Genomic DNA, 22,732 nt, shown 5'->3' on the forward strand with positions numbered 1-22,732 from the left:
TTATTGAGAAGTAAAGGTTGGAATTCAATGATCCACCTTTACTTCTTTGGTATGTTTAAAACATATTATTGAAACAAAGTCAATAAACAATGAATCACTTTCTAAAATATTCATTCTCTTTCTTTTGCCTGTTGGCATGCTCTGCCTGTGATGATGACGGAATTGACATATTGGATATCGAGATTCCGGAGGGCTATGCTCTATCAGCCGGAACATCAACTATTTTCTTGAATTCGTCTGTTGCTTATGACACGCCTGCAGATTGGATAACAGGAGCATACGATGTACGTTTCACCCGAGGTGACAGGCTATATGACGATGTACGTACAAGTAACAACGGTCATGGCGGCGGACTTGGTCCCGTTTATGCCGGTTATTCGTGCGGCAGTTGCCACCGGAATGCGGGACGTACCAAACCCTCTTTATGGACAGAGGGTGGATCGGGCAGCTATGGATTCTCTTCCATGCTAGTCTACATATCCCGTAAAAACGGAGCTTTCTTTCAAGATTATGGACGTGTGCTTCATGACCAGGCAATCTATGGAGTGCAACCGGAAGGCAAACTGTCTGTGGAATACACTTACGAGACATTTTCTTTCCCTGATGGAGAAGCCTACACACTTTGCAAACCCAATTATACTATATCTGAATGGTATGCCGAAGAAATCAAACCGGAAGATTTGTTTTGTACCGTACGTATTCCATTACGCCATGTAGGCATGGGGCAAATGATGGCACTAGATCCTGTTGAAATTGAAGCACTTGCAGCAAAAAGTAATTATCCCGAATATGGAATCAGCGGACGATGTAATTACATCACCGAACGCGGAGTGAGAAGTCTGGGATTGTCCGGCAACAAAGCTCAACATGCCGATTTAACTGTAGAATTGGGATTCTCCAGTGATATGGGCGTTACCAACAGCCGCTATCCGGAAGAAATCTGTGAAGGACAAATACAAGTAAACCAAGGTAGCATGATGGGGCTTTCTTACGACCAACTGGATGTCAGCACAGAAGAGATGGAAAACGTAGATCTCTATATGCAAAGTCTTGGTGTTCCCGCCCGGCGTAATGTAAACGATCCGCAAGTAATCAAAGGGGAACAGAACTTCTATAAAGCCAAATGCCATCTCTGTCATGTGACCACTTTACACACTAAGACACGTGGTAGTGTTTTATTAAATAATACTCAACTCCCGTGGTTAGGCGGTCAAACGATTCACCCTTATTCTGATTATCTATTACATGATATGGGTTCTGAAATTATGGGAGTCGGACTGAACGACAACTATATAAGCGGGCTGGCACGTGGAAACGAATGGCGTACTACCCCTCTTTGGGGAATCGGCTTACAAGAAAAGGTCAACGGACATACTTATTTCTTGCATGACGGACGTGCCCGCAATCTGACAGAAGCCATCATGTGGCATGGCGGAGAAGGAGAAGCATCAAAGAACTTATTTAAGAATATGAGTAAGGAAGACCGGGATGCGCTGATTGCATTTTTAAATTCACTTTAAACTAAAAGTAGTATATATAAAGTAATTATGAAGAGATTTATAATCATTGCCATGCTGACTGCCATAATGCCTTTGGCCGCTATGGCACAACATGAAGAAGATACAGAAAATGGTGTAGTATCATTAGCTGGAAGAGAAGGATTCACTATCGAAACCAAGAAAGGAGATTTTGTATTCAAACCCTATCTGCTCGTACAGACCAGTGCAAACTTCAATTGGTACGACGATGAAGGACTGGATAAAGCATACAATCAAGATAACATAGCCAACTCCGGATTTTCAGTTCCTTACGCCGTACTCGGATTCACCGGAAAGGCTTTCGATAAAGTATCTTTCAACCTTTCCATAAATGCGGCAGCCAGTGGAGGCGCATTACTTCAACAAGCCTGGTTTGATGTTCAACTGAAAAAGCAGTTTGCCATCCGGGTCGGTAAATTCAAAACTCCGTTTTCACATGCCTACCTGACAACACTGGGAGAAACATTGTTACCTAGTTTGCCAGTATCACTGACTGCTCCCGTTATCCTCCCCTATTCTTTGAATGCGGTAACACCCAATATTGGCACCGGATTCGATTTAGGTGTAGAGATTCACGGTTTGGTAGCTGATAAATTCGGGTATGAAATCGGTTTATTCAACGGTACGGGTGCAGCGGTAAATACAGCAACAAAAACATTTAGTGATGACTGGCACATTCCGTCTTTACTGTACGCCGGACGTTTCACCTATATGCCTAAAGGAGTGATGCCCGCTACACAGGGAAATCCGAACAGGCTGAATGAAGACAAAATCATGTTTGGTATTTCTACCTCTATCAATGTAGAAAGTGAAAATGAAAGTACCAATGATTATCGTGCCGGATTGGAGTTTGCAATGCTAAAGAACAAACTTTACCTGGGTGCTGAAGTCTATTATATGAATGTTGGCTTCACAAAAAGACAAAAGATTTCCGAGTCATATAATTACCTGGGCGGCTATGTACAAGGTGGTTACTTCGTTGCCCCCCGTCTGCAAGCAGCTGCACGCTATGATTTCTTCAACCGTAACGGAATGGACACCAATGGTTTTCTAAATATGCCAGCCGTGGGTATGAACTATTTTTTCAAGAACTGTAATCTGAAGTTACAAGCGATGTACCAGTATATTGCCCGTAAAGGTCATGATACCCAACTTGATCGGGATAACGACGATTTAGGTTTGGCAGTACATTCGGCCAGTATTCTACTTCAGTATACATTCTAAATAGCACAAGAAAGGATTTGTTTATGAAAAAATACATTCTTTTCGGAGGTTATCTACTGTTATTGGCATATATCACATCATGCGATGACGGACGTATTTACGAAAAGACAGAGACCCTATCAGAAGAAGGACGCACGCTGAAGATGAGCGGTAAGATCAATGGTATCAGTAAATGGCCCGATGGTTATAGTGTTGTAGTGGCAGGCTTCAATGATGAGAGCGAGTATGCCGTTGTCACCAAAACAATTCCGGCGGTCGAAGATGATGAGATCCAGGTTACGATGACAGGAGTCAGTGATAAAGTAACCACTATTGAATTGTGCGTTATTAATAAATTGAGAAAACGAGTTATCAGTTTTCAGTCAATGGACGACCTTACAGCAGTTGACGACACCATCCTTATGGATGTGGGAACTGTAAATGTAGGTATGTACCATGGCATTCAAGAAAAAGTATTTAATACGACATGCGCACACTGTCATGGCGGAAGTAGTTCGGCAGCAGCCAACCTGTATCTGACAGAAGGCAAAAGTTACGAGGCACTGGTCAACCGCCCGTCGAAGAAAGTAGATGGCATGTTACTCGTCAAGCCGGGCAGTGCGCAAGAAAGCGTATTGCACACATTATTGAATACCACTATTAGTTCAACCTGGGGATACGATCACTCAAAAGAAATAGTATCATCTCCGATTTTGACCCTTATTGACGACTGGATCAATAACGGTGCGCAAGAATAAATAGTTATTTACCCAACTGATATGAACAACAAAAAACAACAGAATATTCAGTCTGAAAAGACGCTAACAGAGATTTTTAAATATAATGCAGGAGGAGAAGCTTCAGAGTATCATATTATCATTCATTCTACTAAACCGGAAGATACATACGAAGAACAGCTGAATGCAGTATTAAACACCTACGATTATTTACTTACCCAAGAATTGAAAGGAGCAGTTGCCATCCTCAAACGTTATTTCCTTAGTGACGCTGCCAATCAGGCAGATACACTACTGGCATTGACAACCGAAGGTTCGGACTGCGCACTTTCCATTGTGGAACAGCCCCCGCTGGACGGAACAAAAATAGCCTTATGGGTTTACCTGTTGACAGATGTACAGACACAAGTCTTACATAACGGGCTTTTTGAGGTGAAACACAGTGCCTATCGCCACTTCTGGGGCGGTAGTGCATTCAATCGTGCCGCCAATTCGGAATACCAGACCCGTCTATTATTGAACGACTATGTGATGCAACTCATGGAACAAGGTTGTAAACTGGCAGACAATTGTATCCGTACATGGTTTTTCGTGCAAAATGTAGATGTGAATTATGCCGGAGTAGTGAAAGCACGTAATGAAGTTTTCGTCACCCAAAACCTGACAGAAAAAACACATTATATTTCCAGCACAGGCATCGACGGCCGGCATGCCGACCCGAAAGTACTGGTACAAATGGATACTTACGCTGTAGCAGGAATGCAACCGGAACAGATTCATTTCCTCTATGCTCCTACCCATCTGAACCCAACTTATGAATATGGAGTAAGCTTTGAACGTGGCACGTATGTAGATTATGGAGACCGCCGACAGGTATTTATTTCAGGAACGGCAAGTATCAACAACAAAGGCGATGTGGTATATCCCGGCAACATCCGCAAACAGACAGAACGAATGTGGGAGAATGTGGAAACCCTGTTGAAAGAAGCGGACTGCACGTTTGAAGATTTGGGACAAATGATTGTATATCTGCGTGACATAGCCGACTATACAGTTGTTAAAGCAATGTATGACAAACGTTTCCCACATACTCCTAAAGTATTTGTTCATGCTCCGGTATGCCGTCCCGGATGGTTGATTGAGATGGAATGTATGGGAGTGAAAGAATGTAAGAACAAGGAATACGCTCCATTTTAATATCATAAAAGATTATACAGTTGAAAAGGTTACTTATTATCTTATATATCTGTCTGGTGGGACTACTCGCTGTGACTACTTTCGTAGAACAAGCGTATGGGACAGATTTTGTAGAAAGAAATATATATCATACATGTTGGTTTTGTTGTTTGTGGGGAACAATTGCCACCATTGCACTTGTTGCTCTCATCCGACGCGCTTTATGGCGACGGTTCCCCATATTGTTGTTTCATGGCTCTCTCCTCGTTATCTTGGTGGGGGCCATGATTACGTTTATCGGAAGCAAAAAAGGATACGTACACTTGCTTCCGGGGGCAACGATAGACAGTTTCCTGGAATCGGAAAGCGGCAGAAAAGCTGATCTGCCATTCACAATACAACTAGATAGTTTCCGTATAGCATACTATCCCGGAACAGAAGCACCGGCAGACTACATCAGCTATATCACCTACTCTCTTCCCGGACAGAAAAATGTTCTATTACACGAACAGATTTCAATGAATCGTATATTTACATCACAAGGTTTCCGTTTCTATCAGTCATCTTTCGATGATGACGGAAAAGGGAGCTGGCTGACTGTCAATTATGATCCATGGGGAACAGGAGTGACTTACGCAGGATATATCCTGCTCGGTCTCTCCATGATTTGGCTACTATTTTCCCGCAGTAGTGATTTCCGACGCCTGCTAAACCACCCGCTACTTAAAAAAGGAGGTGTATTTATACTGTTTATTTTCTGCCTTGCAGGTAACATGCAAGCACAAAAAAAACTCCTTCCTGCATTGAAACGAACACAAGCGGACAGTTTAGCACAGGAACAGGTTATTTATCACGACCGGGTAGTACCTTTCAACACATTAGCCCGTGATTTCATTCAGAAACTGACAGGAGAAGCTTCATATAAAGGATTGACACCTGAACAAGTGATAGGTGGCTGGTTACTTTATCCGGAAGTGTGGAGAAATGAGCCATTGATATACATCAAAAATACAGAATTACAGCATTTATTAAACTTACAAACACCTTATGCTCGATTAACTGATTTATTTGACGGTTCTGTTTACCGTCTTCGTGAACATTGGCAACGTGAACAAGGACAACAAAACAAACTCGCCAAAGCAATCCAGGAAACAGATGAAAAAGTAGGCCTGATCCTGATGTTGGAAAAAGGAACATTCATCCATCCATTACCCACTGATGGCAGCGTGCAACCTCTCTCCGAACTGGAAGTGAAAGCAGAATTACTCTACAACCGGATTCCGTTCAGCAAGATTCTTTTTATGATAAATCTGTCATTGGGAGTGTTGTCTTTCCTGCTTCTACTTCATAACAGCCTGCAAAGAAATATCCTCTCGCTCAAAGCCAAAACGATTTCCCGCACAGCAGGAACTTTCTTTTCTGTTGCACTCTATCTTGCTTTCATATTCCATTTAGCAGGATATTGCCTGCGCTGGTACATCGGCGGTCGTATTCCACTTAGCAACGGTTACGAAACCATGCAGTTTATGGCTCTTTGTATTCTTTTGATAGCCTGTCTGCTCCATCGAAGATTTTCATTTATACTTCCATTCGGATTCCTCCTCTCCGGCTTTGCTTTGTTGGTTTCCTATCTGGGACAAATGAATCCCCAGATAACCCCATTAATGCCGGTGCTCGTCTCTCCATGGCTAAGTATTCATGTTTCATTGATTATGATGTCTTATGCCCTATTGGCATTCATCATGCTAAACGGAATACTGGCATTATGCCTCCGGAAAAAAGAATCGGAAAACAATGTCTCCGGAAACGACGCTATACAAGACAACCGGATAGAACAGTTGACGCTAGTCAGCCGCTTGCTGCTCTACCCTGCCATCTTCTTTTTAGGAGCAGGCATCTTTCTGGGAGCAGTTTGGGCAAACGTTTCCTGGGGACGATACTGGGCGTGGGACCCGAAAGAAGTATGGGCACTGATTACTTTTCTGGTATATGGAGTAGCCTTCCATTCACAAAGTCTGCGCATTTTCCGCAAGCCTCTATTCTTCCATATCTATATGATTCTTGCTTTCCTGACCGTCTTAATGACCTATTTCGGGGTAAATTATGTTCTTGGAGGGATGCATAGTTATGCAAACGCCTGAACCACTATATATAGCTAGTAATTGATAGAAGAATACCCATTTTAGGGGATTGCGGGAAAAGCGGAAAGCCCCTATCTTTGCAGTATCAGAATTAAATTAATTAGTCATAATTATATTACGTAGCCACATTAAAAATACATAGAAATCGGCCGAAGTGATTCACCCGCATTTCTTTTATTTGGTTGTTAAGTTGAAAAACCATATAATGTATTCATTTTGGAATATGAATAGATGACATATTCTAAAAGAGGCAAGGACGTTCGGTTTGTGAAAGCCGGACGTTTTTTTATATCAGTAAGAGAATAAAGTGAGAGAGCTCATGCATTCATGAGCTCTTTCCAACCAGCCGTTTCAAAAGCGATATACTCCGCTATAAACTTCTCCATCTCTTCTTTCTTCACAGGATGCAACACCAGCTCTTCGAGTAGGGCAAACAACCATACCGTATTCAGGTGAATAAAGAAGTTAGTTATTGCTATATTGATATGCGGATATTTCTGCTTCATTCCTTGAAAAAAAACAGAAATCGTACGCGTCATCAAATCTGTATATTCAGAACGGAAGTTCTCCAAAACAGAACCTTGTGCCTGAAAAAGCAGCAACCGCAAACGGTCACGATGTTCAGAGACCAATCTGATATATTCCCGTACAGACATTTTCTGATAATCCGAATCCATAAAGACGTCTATCGTCATCTGATCTGCATCGTGATTATAAATCATAGCATACAGATCATTCAATACCGGTTTCAGAATCGTACGGAATATCTCATCCTTATTGGTGAAATAATGATAGATATTACTCACCGTCACCCCTGCCCTCGAAGCTATTTCACGCATAGAGGCATCCTTGTATCCCTTTTCCAGAAACACTTCTTCGGCTGCCTTCAAGATTCCCTCTTGTATATCTCCTTTCAAAAATTGCATAGTATCGTTGCTATTTATCAATTCATATTTGTAACCTGTCTGTTCACCATCCGGGCAAATATACCATTTTTCTTTTTCAATTCCTCCGGTGTTCCCATTTCAGCAACACTTCCATTCTCCAATACTACAATTTTGTCGGCATTGGCAACGGTGCGCATACGGTGCGCAATAATCAGCACCGTTTTGTTACGTACCAATTCAGATATACCTGCCTGTATCTTGGTTTCATTCTCAACATCAAGCGAAGCCGTAGCCTCATCCAACAGAACAATCGGAGCATCCTTCAACAAAGCGCGGGCAATGGAAATACGCTGACGCTCACCGCCGGATAATGTTTCTCCATTCTCACCGATAATCGTCTGGTATCCCTGCGGCATTTTAGTGACAAACTCATCACATTGTGCCAAGCGGGCAACTCTCCGGACTTCCTCATCCGTAGCATCCCGTTTGCCAATACGGATATTATCCATAATGGAAGCATTGAAAAGAACTACATCCTGAAAGACAACGGAATAGTTTTTCAACAAAGTTTCAGGATCAATCCGACTGATATCCTGCCCGCCGAGGGTAATCTTTCCCGACTGGATATCCCAGAAACGTGCCGCCAACCTGGCCGCCGTACTCTTGCCACTACCTGAAGGACCAACCAAAGCCGTTTTTTCACCTTGCCGGGCAATAAAAGACAAGTTATTCAGAATTTGTTTTCCCTGCTCATAAGCAAAGTCTACCTGTCTGAATTCGATATCATAACCTTGAGGAGTGAATTCGGTAGTCCCGTTTTGTACCGGCAATGCTTCCATCTCATTCATTCTATTGATACGCACATCCAAATAGAACAAAGCGGCAATATTATTCATCACCTCACTGACCGGAGCATACACACGCGACCCGATAACCATAAATATAAGATAGGTAAACAAATCAACCGTACCCGAAGCCAAGAGATTGGCACCAACGATAATAACGCTTGCCAGTCCGAGTTTCAATACACTCTGGGAACCGTTTACCAACATGCCGAGCACCAGTTCATTACGAGTCAATACCTTTTCATAGGTATCAATGCTCGCATCCAGTTTTTCCAGATAGTCTCTCTCCTGATTGTAGGATTTTATCTCCTGAATGGTATCGAGTCCTTCCTGGATATGCTCGGTCACCATCCGCTTGTTCAGATAATTACTTTCATTGCTTTTCTGTATTTCCTTCTTCGAGAAAAGAAGGATTGCGGCAGCAAGCGGCACTACCCAGAACAAAGCAATCGTCAACTGCCAGTTATAAAATGCCATGCCGACGGTAATAAGCAGAATACTGATAATGGAAGCAAACAACTGGGGAACCGCATGCGAGAAAGTATGCTCGAGATCAGTGCAGTCATCCATAATCGTGGCGGTGAGGTCGGAAAGATTCTTTTCGCCAAAGAAAGCCAGAGGCAACTTGCGAAGTTTTTCCGCCAATGAGATACGCCGGTTTGCACTCTCATCATAAACGGTGGTATAGGTACTACGATATTGCAATACCGCAAATATATACATGACTATCATAAAGACAATACCGAGTATGCTATAATAGAGAATACCATGCGTCACCGAAGCCGAAGGCTGAAACACAGGACGAAGATATTCCTCAAGAAAAAGAAAAACAAATACCGCCGGCAACATCAATACAATATCGAGCAGTGTAGTGAAAAACACACCTTTACAGAAATCTTTCGCTCCTTTAGTTGAAAGGGCAAAACGTCTTTTTATTACTTCAATCATTAGAAACCTCCTTTCCTATTGTCCAGCGAACAGATTGCTGGTATTCATTCCACATATGATAATAGATGCCTTGTTTTCCAAGCAGGTTGGCATGTGTACCTTGTTCCGCAATCTTCCCCTTGTCAATGACGAGGATATTGTCGGCATCAGTGATGCTTGAAAGACGATGAGCAATCATCAATACGGTTTTTCCTTTTGTCAGTTCTTTCAAGGCTTGCTGGATGAGATGCTCATTTTCGGGGTCGGCAAAAGCAGTCGCCTCATCCAGTACAATGATGGGAGCATTTTTCAGGATTGCACGTGCCAGTACGATCCGTTGCTGTTCCCCGCCGGAGAGATATGTTCCCTCCGTACCAATCTTCGTATTCAGTCCGAGCGGAAGTTTATTGATAATTTCCCGGCATTGTGCCATATCTACTGCCCGTTCCACTTCCTCCATTGTCGCGTCGGGATTACCATATTTGATATTTTCGAGCAGAGAAGTCTTGAACAGCTTTGTATTCTGGAACACGAAAGAAATATATTTCATCAGTTCTTCGGGAGCGATTTCTCTTACATTGATGCCACCTATTAAAACTTTCCCTTCCGTTGCCTCCCAGAAACGGGGAACTAGACGGGCAATCGTTGTTTTCCCTCCGCCCGAAGCTCCGACAAGAGCTACTGTGTTTCCTTGCGGAATAGTGAAACTAACATCATCCACCGCCTTTTGATTAGCTCCCGGATAGCTGAAGGAAATTTTTTCGAACTGAATACTGAATTCCTTTACCGGTTGTGGATGCTCTACAACAGTCAGGTGCTCATAAGCAACCAGATTCTCAAGACGTCCGATAGCTTCACTCGCCTGCCCCAAAGCCTGATTGAGATACATACTCTTCATGATACTTTGGGAGAATACAGGAGTAATGAGAACAAACAGGAAGAAATTAAGTAATACCGATGCATAATTACCTGAATAACCAATCAGCAAAATAGCCAACGGAGCAAGGAAAAACACAAAACCATTGATTATTACGGTATAGAGCGACATCGGCTTCTCCCACATTCGTGTATAGCCGAATACCATTTTATTATAATTCATGATACAGCGGTGAAAGTTTTTGAAAGAGTAAATAGTCTGCTGGAAAACCTTCACTACGGGAATTCCTCTCACATACTCTACAGCTTCGGTATTCATTTCCTCCAGAGAGGTCATGTAGCTTTTCATAAACTGCCGTCCCTCCGCATTCATCATAAAACCCATAACCAGCATGGCAATAATTACAGGGACGATACATGCCAGACCGAGTATCCAATCGAACACAAAAATCAGTATGGCAGCTACCAACGGCACTAGAAAAGTAGCCGCAAGGTCGGGCAACTGATGTGCCAGAAAACTATGGGTAACCCCTGCATTGTCATCTATAATCTTGCGAATACGTCCGCTCGTATTAATGTCAAAGAAGCCGAGAGGCATACGCACTATCTGGCGCATGGCTTCTTTACGCAAATTCGATTCAACCCGAAAAGCTGCAAGATGCGAAGACATCAATGCGGCAAAATAAAGGACGATGCTCGCCACGGCCATGCCTGCCGCCCACCAGGCATACGTCACCACATTACCGGAAGAGGTTATCTCTCCGTGTTCAAGCAGTTCTCTCACAATCAGCCAAATAAGGATATAAGGCAACATGCCCGCCAGGGCACTTAGGGCAGACAGCAGCATTGCCGCAGGCAAAAGCACTTTCCGTTTACCCATGTAGTTCTGAAGTTTTTTCAATGTACTCATAACGTACGTTCAATCTATATTAAGTTCGACAATCATTTAACTTATCGCTTGTTTTCAAAAAAGAACAATATTCGAAATCGTTCAAAAAAAAGAGAGCTTATATTTCTATAAGCTCTCTTCATCCCATTCAATCCGGTGCATGTGCACCTTTGATATATGATTAATCTCGACTCGTCTCTCACTGATTCGCATAAGTTTTCAAATATTTTCTGCAAAGGTACAGCTCGCCGGCAAGACGGACAATACCTAAAAATAATGAAATTTGCTATTCATGTTTCAGCCATGCACTTGGCAATACTTCTTTTTCACCTTTTTCATTCACCAGTTCCATCTGCAATACGCCTCCGTTACAATCGAAGTAACGTACCTCTATCGGATGAAGCCCGGCTTTCAAAGCCTTCTGCACAATAATCTCTACCGGCGAATGTGCTCCATCATTATCTCCCAACAATTCACCGTCAAGCATTAATGTGCTACCGTCGTCCGAGAGAAGGGCAAATGTATAGATACCATCGGCAGGAACTTCCAGATAGCCGGTCAATACCAGACCGATATTTCCTTTCACCTCTTCGGGAATGGATACCGATTCCACCACATACTCCCCTTTGACAGGAGCTGCATCAATATCCGCACAAAGATTACCACGGAAATCGTGCCATACTGCTTTCAAGCCGGGCTGCAAAGCAGCCGGAGCAGTCACCGCCTCCGCATAAGGAGCCTTTACATACTTGGTACGCACCGCATCCGAAGGAGAACCATCCGGACGAAAAGTGCGGAAAGCGAAATCCGTAGTCTTCCCAACTTCCAAAGCACCGTTATAAAGAGCTGATTCTTTGGTAGGCATACTGCCGTCTGTCGTATAACGTATTTCAGTACCGGGTAACGGGCAGGTCAATTCCACAGTTGTTTCATCAATAAATGCATTCACTTTATAGAATCCCTGCAAATCAGGCACCCTATAATTTACCCTCATCACATCCATCCGCTTAAATTGCGGAACAAGCTGACGATAAAATTCTTCGAGACCCGGTTTAGCTGTCGGCTCCGCCCAAGCTATTTCACTCAACGCTATCATACGGGGAACAATCAAATATTCAATGCGCTTCATTGTCGGAATCCATTCAGCCCAGAGATTCGCCTGCACACCCCAGATATATTTCTTCTGTTCCGGCGATAACCGCTCGTCTGCACACGGATCATACGCAAGTATTTTCTTTACTGAATTCTGATCCTGCGCATAATCGAAATAGAAATATTCATTCGGACAAGCAATCACTTTCTGCTTTTGTGCAGTTGCCGTAGGCAATGCATCTTTCGCCCAACTTCTCCACCAGGTAATGGCAGCATCGGAAGATAATCCGTCGGATACCACTTCATCCCAGCCTATGAGTTTCTTTCCGTTGGCAAGGAAGAATTTCTCCATGTCACGTACAAACCATGCCTGAAGTTCTTCTACCGAACCCAGTTTCTCCGTACGAATCCGTTTCTGACAAAGAGGACATTTCTTCCAGTTGGCTTTTTCCACTTCATCACCACCCATGTGCACATATTCATAAGGGAAAAGTTCAAAAACTTCTTTGAACACATTCTGACAGAACTCCAGCGTTGTATCTTTGCCCGGACAGATAGGAGAAGAGAAAGTTTTCCCCCACCCGATTAATCCGTCACACACCAATTCCGGATATTGACCGATAGCTGCCAGGAAATGTCCCGGCATATCGATCTCGGGAATGACATCGATACCTCTTTGCGTAGCATAGGCTACTATTTCTTTTATATCATCATGAGTGTAATAACCTCCATACAGCGTATCTCCTTCCACAATGCGTATCTTATCTTCCGGAATCAGGAAATCGGTATTATCTTCTTCTTTCGCACGTGCCATACAGGTACGATCCTGCGTATTGAATTTACGCCAGGCCCCTTTTTCTGTAAGCAACGGGTATTTCTCGATCTCTATACGCCAACCCTGATCGTCGGACAGATGCCAGTGGAACTTATTAAGTTTATACAAAGACATCAGATCTAATACATGCTTCACTTCTTTTTTATTCCAGAAATGGCGGGAAGCATCCAACATAAATCCACGCCATTCAAACCGTGGCGCATCTTCTATTTGCACGACAGGGATAGAATAATTCTGTTTCTCTCCCTGCACTTCTATCGTTGCAGGAAGCAACTGGCGAATAGTAGTAATAGCAGAAATAATACCCGAATAGTCAGTTGCCTCTACCCGAATATACTCCGGTGTAGACTCAAGTTTATAAGAGCTAGGCTTTCCAACAGTATCCTTCAACTGAAAATACATATCTACCTGACTCTTATCGGTAGTGACTTCAACAGAAGACGATATGACATTCCGAAGAATCTCCTGCAGATACCCGGCAGCCGGAAACAAGGACTGATCGGAAACCCCAATCTTCATTCCATCTTTTAAAACAAACGAGCCAGACTGCTCGGTCAGACTAACGGGGGTAGGTAAGATTGCAATCTCTTGCTTGACGGTAGGCGTGCAAGAAGAAAAAATACAAGCTGACACAATGAGAAAAGAGCTACTTAGTTTTTTGAACATGCGGTTAACTATTTAATAAATTAATTGTCCTGTTTTTAATTGACCATCTATATATAATACAACTAAAACGTATAAACTACTAAAAAGGCAGAAAAAGTTTTTTGCGACTTCATATCACAGACTCCTATTAATGTTTATCTTTGCTCCCCAATCCCATTACAAACAATTATAAAGAGTCACTTCAATGTCAAGAGAGAAAATACTAATCACAACCTCGTGGATCAGCACAATTGGCAATGCAATCTTGTCCGTATCCAAAATCATAATCGGTTTATTTGCCGGTAGTTTAGCCGTAGTCGGCGACGGTATCGACTCGGCAACCGACGTCGTTATCTCTATCGTTATGATTTTTACGGCACGCCTCATCAACCGCCCTCCTTCAAAGAAATATGTATTCGGATATGAGAAAGCGGAAGGGATCGCAACAAAGATTCTATCACTCGTGATATTTTATGCCGGTGTACAAATGTTGCTATCATCCACTAAAAACATCTTTTCAGATGAAGTGAAAGAGATACCATCGGCTATCGCCATCTATGTCACTATATTTTCTATTATCGGTAAACTCTTACTGGCTTCATACCAGTACAAACAGGGAAAGAAGATCAACAGTTCCATGCTCACGGCAAACGCTATCAATATGCGTAATGATGTTGTCATTTCAACCAGTGTTTTGTTAGGATTGATATTTACTTTTATCTTCAAATTGCCGATACTCGATTCGATAACAGGATTGATAATCAGTCTCTTTATCATCAAATCTTCCATCAGCATCTTCATTGATTCCAATGTGGAGCTAATGGACGGGGTGAAAGATGTCAATGTATATAATAAGATATTCGAGGCTGTAGAGAAAGTGCCCGGTGCCAGTAATCCGCATCGCGTCCGGTCACGAATGATAGGGAATCTCTATATGATTACCCTTGATATAGAAGTGAATCCACAAATCACGATCACGCAAGCCCATGAGATTGCCGATGCAGTGGAGAAGAGCATCATTAATTCGGTAGATAATGTATATGACATTCTGGTACATGTGGAACCTGCCGGTAAATGTCAGACAGGAGAAAAATTCGGGGTCGATAAAGATATGGTTTGATCCATCTCTACACAGAGTTTCTTTCACTTTCCTCTATCACCTATCACCGACACTTCCAAAAGCTCTTATTCATGGGGATTTCAGGGGTGGTGACAGGTTGTTTGCAACCTATCACCGCATCTATCACCTATCACCGCCCGATCAATCAATGATTAACAAGGAGAAAAGAACAAGTCTCTATACGACATATTAGTTTCAGCCGCTTGAAACTTTTAGTTTCAAGGCTTGGAACAAAGTGTTTCCCGGTGTGAAACAAATCGTTTCAAGCCTTGAAACAAAGTGTTTTTTCAAGATGCGCAAATATAGTGCAAACCTATTAAAATTCAAATAGTTATAAAACTAATGTTTTAATCGGATGTGGTGAATAAAGCTAAATAGAGCATATTTGGGAGTGAGTTATGTTACTTATCTGTTACCTCTTCCAATTTGCCTACTAATCGGATATAAGGCATTAGTTTTCAATATATTGCATTATTCTTCATAACTTCAAATACCTCAACAGTAATTAAATTTGTAACTAAAAAAGTTGAGTTATGAGAAGTACATTCAGAGTGTTGTTTTACACTAAAAATCAATCGATTAAGAATGGTAAAGTACCTGTAATGGGACGTATTACCATCAACAAGACCACAGCTTGCTTTAGCTGTAAGAAGGAGGTGTCTATTTCTTTATGGGACGCCAAAGCTAATAGGGCTAAAGGGAAATCCGAAGAAGCTAGAATGTTAAACCAGGAACTTGATAATGCCAAAGCCCAAATTGCCAAGCATTACCAATACATATGCGATCATGACAGTTTTGTCACAGCCAAGAAAGTCTATAGCCGCTATGTCGGTTTTAAAGAAGATTCCCACACCCTTATGGAGCTTTTCAGGGAACAGCTTGAGTCATACAAGGAGAAAGTAGGCAAGGAAAAGGCAAAAAGCACCTATCTTGGTTTAGTAGCCGATTATAAGAGCGCATTGCTTTTTTTGAAAGACAAAAAGAATGTTGAGGACATTGCACTTGATGAACTTGACAAAGATTTTATTGAAGACTATTATAATTGGATGTTGGGCACATGCGGCTCGGCCAGTTCTACAGCATTCGGACGTGTTAATACCATGAAATGGCTAATGCATATCGCTCAAGAGAAAGGTTTAATAAAAGTTCATCCCTTCACGGGTTTTGGATGTAAGCCGGGATATAAAAGACGTTCATTTCTCTCTGAAGAAGAACTGCAGAGGCTTATACATGTAGAATTGAGGTATAAACGTCAGCAGGCTATGCGTGACATGCTACTTTTCATGTGCTTCACAGGCCTCGCCTTCGCAGATCTGAAAGCAATTACTTATAAGAATATCCATACAGATTCTGATGGTGGCACATGGCTCATGGGAAACCGTATAAAAACAGGCGTAGCATACGTCGTGAAATTATTACCTATAGCAATTGAACTTGTAGAAAAGTATAAGGGTGATAACAAAAAGAAAGATTCTCCTGATTGCGTTTTCCCCGTCGGTGATTATGAAACCATGAAAAGTAGTTTTAAGGTTTTAGGGAAAAAGTGTGATTGTAATGTAAATATCACCCCTCATATCGGGAGACATACCTTTGCAGTTTTGGCTATATTGAAAGGCATGCCGTTAGAAACTTTGCAAAAAGTATTAGGACACAAATCGATTCTTTCCACACAAGTCTATGCTGAACTGATCAATCCGAAGGTTGGGGAAGATACGGATAGGATGTGCGACAAGATTGGTTCCGTGTATCGCTTGGCCAATTAGAATAAGTATGAAAAAACACCCTTCAGCAAATGTTGAAGGGTGTTTTTCGTATTCAGGCAGGTTGCTTATTTCAAGTAACGCCTGAAATCTTTATAGTTCTTTTTTAGTACCTCGTATAGCCCGCTTTCCGGATAGAGCAGTTTACCCCCGACAGAGGTAATTGAGGTATAAGGTATTGCCTTTTCATCCCGTAGTGTTTGTAATGTACGCTTGGAAACATGAAGCATCCGGCATACCTCATCTCCACTCAGATAATGTTCGTCTGCAATCGTCGGACGTATCCGTGCCGCAGCAGCCTCCAGATTTTTTCCTGTCCGTTTGATCCATCCGGTAAGTTCCTTGAACTCTTCCGAATCTTTAGTGATAATGTCTGCCATACTCTTTATTTTCTTTTTTTGATTAGTCCTTCCTCCAGAATTTGCTGGATGTCCACTTCTTTATAAAAGAATTTTCCACCGATATTAGAATAAGGAATCAGCCCGTTATCCCGGTAAGTCTGCAGTGCCCTTTTGGAAATATTGAGAGCCAGGCACACATCCTGCGCATCCAGTCACTTGTCCGGTGTTACGGGGGCTATTTTCTTTTGAAAGTCCATCATTTGCACGGACAGCATACTTAGTTGTTTCTTCAAGTCCTGATAAGCACTTGTTTCGATAATTGTCAGTTCCATGATTTATAAATTAAATTGTGAATAATGAAATTGGGTGCAAGATAAAGGGAATATTACTATAAATCAATCGTTTAGTTTCCAGTGTCGTTAATAGTCATTAATAGTCATTTTTTGTCAGCGTAGCTTTTCTTATACTTTTTATTTAACGGGGGAGTCGTGAAATCCGACATCCCTTATACAAATGGTAACTCTTTCATCTTTTTTCCTTTTTTGCCCTGCCACATTTCTTTATGATATGGATTTCTTCGGAGAAATCAGAAATATGAGTATCTTTGGAACGAAATATAGATTTAAATGGCAGGCAATAGCCTTCCAATTAGATATAGACATAACATTCGCAGAATGTCTCAAGACGGAAATCTGGTAAATTTCAATGAATAGAGGCTTTTTGTGTATTGCTTATGCTATGCTTTGTCATAGCGTGGCTTACACAGCTACTATTCATAGGTTTACCAGAACCTCCGTCTTGGAGTTGGGTAAGGCCACGCTTTCTCAAATACTTCTGCCGAATAATATTTATAGGTTAAATATTATACTTATGGCAAAACTCCAATTACTTGCAATCACTACTCTTGACGGATACCTCTTCGACAGGACTGTTTCTTCCCCTTTGTGGGATAATCCGAACAAATATGGCCTCACCAAAATACGGGAACGTGCTACACAGACTCTCGGGCCGGATGTATCTTTCATCTCATTGACACAATGGAAAAAGAAAAATGAAGGTATTTATTTCATAGAAGCGGCTCCGGATACAATTTCCGTTATAAGCAGCATGTTCAGATACTGGTTGGTGGATGAAATCATCCTTTTTGTCGCACCGTATATCCAAGGGGACGGCATACGTCTGTTTACAGAAATTCCCGGTCCTTCCTCATGGGAAATGACCGGGAACAAATGTTTCAGATCCGGTATTTGCAGGCTGGCCTACAAACGGATTGAATAACCTGCAATTATCTTCTTATCCTGACTGACTTGGTTTAGACAGGCATCTTATATTTCTCCCAATATTTTCTTGCCTTGTCCGGTCCTATCCAGTTCCGTTGGTCATCGATTCCCCTGTCCGAGAGTTGTTTCCTGACCAGCTTCTGGATATCAATCTCCCCTTTGGCTATCTTGATCAGCAGTTCGGAAGCAATCGTATTCAGCATTAAGTCCGGATTCAGTTCATCCGGTATCTCTTCCATTTCTTTTTTCATAAGTCGCTTCTTTATTTTTTAGGTTTATTATCCTTGAAAGTCATCTCAATCCTGTAATTGTCATCCAGCTCGAGTGATGCCTCATACTTCTTTCCTTTCTTGCTGGTAAACTTCAGATATCCGGTACGTTTCCCCGATAGCAGCAGGAGCATCTGATTATCCGTCAGTTCCCTGCCGTTGAACGTTCTAAATAACAGGAACCCACAATTGGGATCGCTGCATTTGGCGACCTTGTTAAAGACGATAATCGTTTCTGCTCCGCATTTGGGGCAGTTACAATGTGGCAAGTCCGGATGGTTAAGTTTCAGGGCAAGCAGTTCCGAGGTGATTTGTTGGGTATAGGAATTGATGCTCTGAGTAAATGTTTCCGTGGAAACTTTGCCGGTTTCGATTTCATGCAAGGCGCATTCCCACCCTCCGGTCATGCTCACGTTGGCGATCATCTTCTCTTTTACAATATCATATACTTCCAGTCCTTTGGGAGTGGGAATCAGTGACCGTCCGTTTCTTTCCACGTAGTGTCTGGCAATGAGCAGTTCGATGATTCCGGCACGTGTAGCCGGTGTACCCAAGCCGGAATCCTCCATTGCCTCTTTTTCCTTTTCATCGTCCAATGTTCTGCCACAACCTTCCATCGCAGCAAGCAGGCTTGCCTCAGTGAATATGGGCTGCGGTTTGGTTTTCTTGACCAATGTATCAATACCGAGCACGGGCAATATTTCGTCTTCCTGAAATTCGGGCAGAAGACTTCCTTCTTCTTTCTCACTGGGTTCGTTATAGATGCCTCTCCACCCCGGAACTTTGATTTGGCTTCCTTTTATCCCGAAAAGAACGCCGTTACAGTCCGCTTGTACGGATACCGTTTCTTTCAGGCATTTGCCGGAGAAAGCCTCCAACATGCGTCCCGCGATCATGGAATAGATATTCTGCTCGTCAAGGGAAAGCCTCTGGGGATAGTTCTCCGTAATGATTAACGCATGATGGTCCGTCATCTTGCTATCGTCCACACAGTGCCGGTTTAAAGGCTGGTTACAGAGGTTTTCCGCATGCCATGTGAAACGGGGATGTTGCTTAAGCAGGCCGATGAGGGAAGGGACTTGTTCGAAGATGTCTTCTGTGATATAGCTACATCCGGTACGGGGATACGAAATGTAGCCTCCTTCATATAATTTTTGAGCAATGTTCAGCGTCTGTTCTGCGGTCAGTCCGAGTTTGGTATTGGCACTTCGTTGCAGGGCGGTCAGGTCATAAAGTAGCGGAGCTTCTTCTGGAACCTCTTTCTTCTCCACTTGCACCACTTTGGCTGTCGTCTCTTCATACACTTTTTTACGGTCCACATCGAGTTTTTCCGGTGTATCATATTTCCCGGTACAGGTTAAGACGAGTTCTTTCCCTGCTTTCGTTGTCCGTAGCTGTAGCAGATAATAGGGTTTGGCTATAAAATCCCTGTTGTCCAGATATCGACGGCAAATCATGCCAAGTGCCGGTGTCTGTACTCTTCCCAGAGAATAGTTACTCTTGCCTGCAGCCATGCTCAAAGACAGGCTGGCATTCATACCGACGACCCAATCTGATTCTCTCCTGGCTTTAGCGGCACGGTACAGGTTGTCAAACTCCTTACTTGATTTGAGGCTATCAAATCCTTCCCGTATCGATTTTTCTGTCATGGAAGATATCCACAAGCGTTTGGTTTCCTTATGATATCCCAGATATTCAAGCACATATCTCATAATTAACTCTCCTTCCCGCCCTGCATCAGTACAGGATATCACTTGATCAGCCTGACCCAACAGTTTACGGATTACTTCCAATTGTTTCAGAGCCGTCGGATCAGCCTTGTATCCATCTTCGGTTTTAATCTGACGGACAACCAGTTTGAACGGGTCGGGAATAATAGGCAGCATCTCCTTTTCCACATGGACAATGCCGTAGTCTTGAGGCAGGGCCAATGCCAACAGATGGCCGTAAGTTCATGTGACGGCATATCCGTTCCCACTCAAGTATCCTTCCTGTTTCTCCGTTACGCCCAGGACCCGGGCAATGCTGCGTGCCACCGAGGGCTTCTCACAAATACAAATTGTTTTCATGTTACTTTCTTTTTTAATATGAATGACTATTTAATTTTTACACTCTTGACCTTTGATTTTTCTTTCCGTACCCTTTTCTTCGGTTCTTTGGGAATGGAGAGCTTCTCTTTCTTTTCCGATACTTGTATGCTTTCCGTCAGATTCGGCAGGGGTATTTCCTTTGCCGGAAAACGGCTGATTAAATCCATTGAGATTCCTGACATTCCCGCATTCAGTTTCACCTGATCTGCCGGTTGGAGGTATTTCTCCCCGTTCTTTCCGGTTGCCAGTTCGTACATGACTGTTTCACGGCCCTGGAGGATTCCTTCGTAATTTTGGTAAGGAAGGTTTGATTCAGACAGTCCGTTCTGCTGAAGCATCCCACAAATCTCATCGGGTGGCAATCCTCCGAACTTCCGGTCAAAAGGAGAAGAAAGAATGTACTTGTATGTTGCCAGAAGCTGCTTTTCATGGCTCATATCGGGACATCCTTCATATTCCTGCAGTTGTTTGATTTTCTTTTCAATGCTGTTCAGAGCTTTGAAAGTATGTCTGTCCTTATTCTGAATAGGCATACTACCCATTCGGACCAGTTCCATCTGGATACGGTTCAGGCTGGACGTTTCCCATTTATTCAACAGATTACTGCGATTGCTCCGGTAATCATCCCGGAGGATAGCGATTGGATTTTTGGTACGAAAGAATAATCCGATCCGTTTTCCCCATGAGGGTTCGTGGAGGTTGGACGCGCTCCAGCGGATCGTGTTGAAACGGTAAGTATCCATGAATCTCCTGAAATGATTCCGGCTGGTAAACAGGTTTCTGAAAGTTTGCAGGAATGCTTTCCTTCCGGCAGCCCTGCGGCTACGTGGTATCTCTTTTTCGGGAATGAATGTATTATTTATCAGTTCCATATGCATTATAATTTGGGCTTCGCCTGCTTTTTAACGGAAGCGGTTTTTGTCTTGACCTTTTTCTTTTCATTGCCACAGGACAGTCCGGGCTTGTCTTGCGGTTTTTCGGCTGTTTGAGCTTCTCCTTTCTTAGAAACAACAACAGGCGGGCTTACCCGATGATAGTTCTTCCGGACTCCATCCCTGTTTAACAGTGTTTGCGCCAATGACCTGGCAGCATTTTGTAATTCATCCATCTTCTGCCGGAAAGGATAATCCCGGTACAATTCCTTTTGCCGGGTAATCTCACGGATACCTTTCTCCACAAACAAGAAATCCTTTTTATAGGCAAACGATTCGTCTGCCGGTAAATGGGCGTATCCTCTGGCTGCTATGTCCTGAAGTGTCATAATGTTCCGGTTACGGATAGAGAGTTCCAATGCGCCGGCTGTGACAAACCGGTTGAGATTTTCTCTCGTAGGATGCATGTCGAAAGTGACGGACGGCTTGTAATTCGCCAGAATTTCCATCCCGGCCTGCGGCATGGTGGTCTGATTCCCGTTGGAGAGTTCCAGCATCCGGCGGGAGACGGTTTCTATCCGGTAAATATTCAATGACTCCACATCCTGCAAAGAGCTTGAGTAGAAATTGTCCGCTGTCGATTGCAGGTAATCCCGAAACTTTATAGTCCCGGAAAGTCCGTCATTGAATACGCGGACACCTTGTTCCGTTTCAGCTATGGTGTAGAACTGTTTGGCTTGCTTTCCTGCCGCAATCTTCTCCATCGCATCTTCGTGTGCAATAAAGCACTTATAAGCTGGTGAGTAGTCCAGATCCCGGATATTCTCTGCCGTCAGTTCCCTTTGGCATGCTCTCAAATAAGCCGCTTTCCGTAAAGGTACGGAGTTGTTTTCAGTGATGCCTCCGTAAGAGGCGATGAAACTGAGGGCTTTCTCACTGTCTTTCGCCGGTAGTTCGCTGGTGAAAGGAATATCTTTAGCAGGTATTCCCTCAAAATGCAGCAATAAGTTATCCGGTATGGTTTTCTGATCCATAGCAATCCGGGCGGTCAGATCCATAAATACCTGAAAAGAGTCCTTATCCGTCGGAACATACGACACGACCATGACAGTCGAGACTTGATTATCCGGCTGTAACACAATAAACAGGCTCTTTAAATCCGCTTTAGCGGTGAATGTATCTTTTATTTTTTCCATCCATGCAGGCATG

18 protein-coding genes are annotated in these 22,732 nt (G+C 43.0%); 8 read left to right on the forward strand and 10 right to left on the reverse strand.

The features are described 5' to 3' along the window. Positions 1-89: 89 nt before the first annotated feature. Genes N5O98_RS12180 through ccsA form a run of 5 tightly spaced genes read left to right on the forward strand, consistent with a single transcriptional unit; the run spans position 90 to position 6,795 of the window. A complete protein-coding gene (locus tag N5O98_RS12180; RefSeq protein ID WP_004311875.1) occupies positions 90-1,520 on the forward strand; it encodes a di-heme oxidoredictase family protein in 1,431 nt (476 codons plus the stop codon). A 27-nt stretch (positions 1,521-1,547) separates the two neighbouring features. After that, positions 1,548-2,762 (forward strand): porin, encoded by a 1,215-nt coding sequence (locus N5O98_RS12185; RefSeq protein ID WP_004303732.1) that lies wholly within the window; start codon positions 1,548-1,550, stop codon positions 2,760-2,762. A gap of 23 nt (positions 2,763-2,785) precedes the next feature. Further along, on the forward strand, positions 2,786-3,499 hold the full coding sequence (locus N5O98_RS12190) for a hypothetical protein (RefSeq protein ID WP_004300128.1): 714 nt from the start codon (positions 2,786-2,788) through the stop codon (positions 3,497-3,499). A 21-nt stretch (positions 3,500-3,520) separates the two neighbouring features. Beyond that, complete coding sequence (locus N5O98_RS12195; RefSeq protein ID WP_004311876.1) at positions 3,521-4,675, forward strand: Rid family hydrolase; 1,155 nt, start codon at positions 3,521-3,523, stop codon at positions 4,673-4,675. A gap of 20 nt (positions 4,676-4,695) precedes the next feature. Next, on the forward strand, positions 4,696-6,795 hold the full coding sequence (gene ccsA, locus N5O98_RS12200; RefSeq protein WP_118161356.1) for a cytochrome c biogenesis protein CcsA: 2,100 nt from the start codon (positions 4,696-4,698) through the stop codon (positions 6,793-6,795). A gap of 317 nt (positions 6,796-7,112) precedes the next feature. On the opposite strand, the gene N5O98_RS12205 is transcribed toward ccsA, so the two are convergent. The 4 genes from N5O98_RS12205 to N5O98_RS12220 all read right to left on the reverse strand — a co-directional run bounded on the left by N5O98_RS12205 (position 7,113) and on the right by N5O98_RS12220 (position 13,812). Next, the gene (locus N5O98_RS12205; RefSeq protein ID WP_004300131.1) at positions 7,113-7,721 is read right to left on the reverse strand and encodes a TetR/AcrR family transcriptional regulator; all 609 of its coding nucleotides are present in this window, start codon (positions 7,719-7,721) and stop codon (positions 7,113-7,115) included. Between the two features lie 17 nt (positions 7,722-7,738). Beyond that, positions 7,739-9,475: an ABC transporter ATP-binding protein gene (locus N5O98_RS12210; RefSeq protein ID WP_004300132.1), complete on the reverse strand. Its 1,737-nt coding sequence runs from the start codon at positions 9,473-9,475 to the stop codon at positions 7,739-7,741. Then, positions 9,468-11,240: an ABC transporter ATP-binding protein gene (locus N5O98_RS12215; protein WP_118161355.1), complete on the reverse strand. Its 1,773-nt coding sequence runs from the start codon at positions 11,238-11,240 to the stop codon at positions 9,468-9,470. Before N5O98_RS12215 ends, N5O98_RS12210 begins: the two co-directional genes overlap by 8 nt. 265 nt (positions 11,241-11,505) lie before the next feature. Beyond that, positions 11,506-13,812: a family 20 glycosylhydrolase gene (locus tag N5O98_RS12220; protein WP_004300134.1), complete on the reverse strand. Its 2,307-nt coding sequence runs from the start codon at positions 13,810-13,812 to the stop codon at positions 11,506-11,508. Between the two features lie 184 nt (positions 13,813-13,996). Here N5O98_RS12220 and N5O98_RS12225 point away from each other — a divergent pair, with 184 nt between their 5' ends. Together N5O98_RS12225 and N5O98_RS12230 are read left to right on the forward strand one after the other, a co-directional pair. After that, complete coding sequence (locus N5O98_RS12225) at positions 13,997-14,911, forward strand: cation diffusion facilitator family transporter (RefSeq protein ID WP_004300135.1); 915 nt, start codon at positions 13,997-13,999, stop codon at positions 14,909-14,911. Positions 14,912-15,444: 533 nt separating this feature from the next. Continuing rightward, positions 15,445-16,674, forward strand: coding sequence for a site-specific integrase (locus tag N5O98_RS12230; protein ID WP_004311878.1), 1,230 nt, complete (start codon positions 15,445-15,447; stop codon positions 16,672-16,674). A gap of 65 nt (positions 16,675-16,739) precedes the next feature. On the opposite strand, the gene N5O98_RS12235 is transcribed toward N5O98_RS12230, so the two are convergent. Further along, positions 16,740-17,051 carry a helix-turn-helix domain-containing protein gene (locus N5O98_RS12235; protein ID WP_004311879.1) on the reverse strand — a complete coding sequence of 104 codons (312 nt, stop codon included), beginning with the start codon at positions 17,049-17,051 and terminating at the stop codon, positions 16,740-16,742. Between the two features lie 5 nt (positions 17,052-17,056). Next, a complete protein-coding gene (locus tag N5O98_RS12240) occupies positions 17,057-17,224 on the reverse strand; it encodes a helix-turn-helix domain-containing protein (protein WP_008771129.1) in 168 nt (55 codons plus the stop codon). A gap of 658 nt (positions 17,225-17,882) precedes the next feature. Here N5O98_RS12240 and N5O98_RS12245 point away from each other — a divergent pair. Further along, entirely contained in the window at positions 17,883-18,290 is a 408-nt protein-coding gene (locus N5O98_RS12245; RefSeq protein WP_004311882.1) for a deaminase, read from the forward strand. Positions 18,291-18,324: 34 nt separating this feature from the next. Here N5O98_RS12245 and N5O98_RS12250 read toward each other — a convergent pair whose 3' ends face one another. The 4 genes from N5O98_RS12250 to N5O98_RS12265 all read right to left on the reverse strand — a co-directional run bounded on the left by N5O98_RS12250 (position 18,325) and on the right by N5O98_RS12265 (position 22,731). Further along, positions 18,325-18,543: a hypothetical protein gene (locus tag N5O98_RS12250; RefSeq protein ID WP_004318621.1), complete on the reverse strand. Its 219-nt coding sequence runs from the start codon at positions 18,541-18,543 to the stop codon at positions 18,325-18,327. Between the two features lie 11 nt (positions 18,544-18,554). Further along, positions 18,555-20,447 carry a type IA DNA topoisomerase gene (locus N5O98_RS12255; protein ID WP_005680137.1) on the reverse strand — a complete coding sequence of 631 codons (1,893 nt, stop codon included), beginning with the start codon at positions 20,445-20,447 and terminating at the stop codon, positions 18,555-18,557. A 209-nt stretch (positions 20,448-20,656) separates the two neighbouring features. Then, entirely contained in the window at positions 20,657-21,529 is an 873-nt protein-coding gene (locus N5O98_RS12260) for a hypothetical protein (RefSeq protein WP_004318625.1), read from the reverse strand. Next, entirely contained in the window at positions 21,529-22,731 is a 1,203-nt protein-coding gene (locus N5O98_RS12265; protein ID WP_004311886.1) for a DUF6047 family protein, read from the reverse strand. The genes N5O98_RS12260 and N5O98_RS12265 overlap by 1 nt, the downstream gene beginning before the upstream one ends. Position 22,732: the final 1 nt, after the last annotated feature.

This window comes from Bacteroides sp. LFL-34 (assembly GCF_027257075.1).
GTDB classification, from domain to species: domain Bacteria; phylum Bacteroidota; class Bacteroidia; order Bacteroidales; family Bacteroidaceae; genus Bacteroides; species Bacteroides ovatus.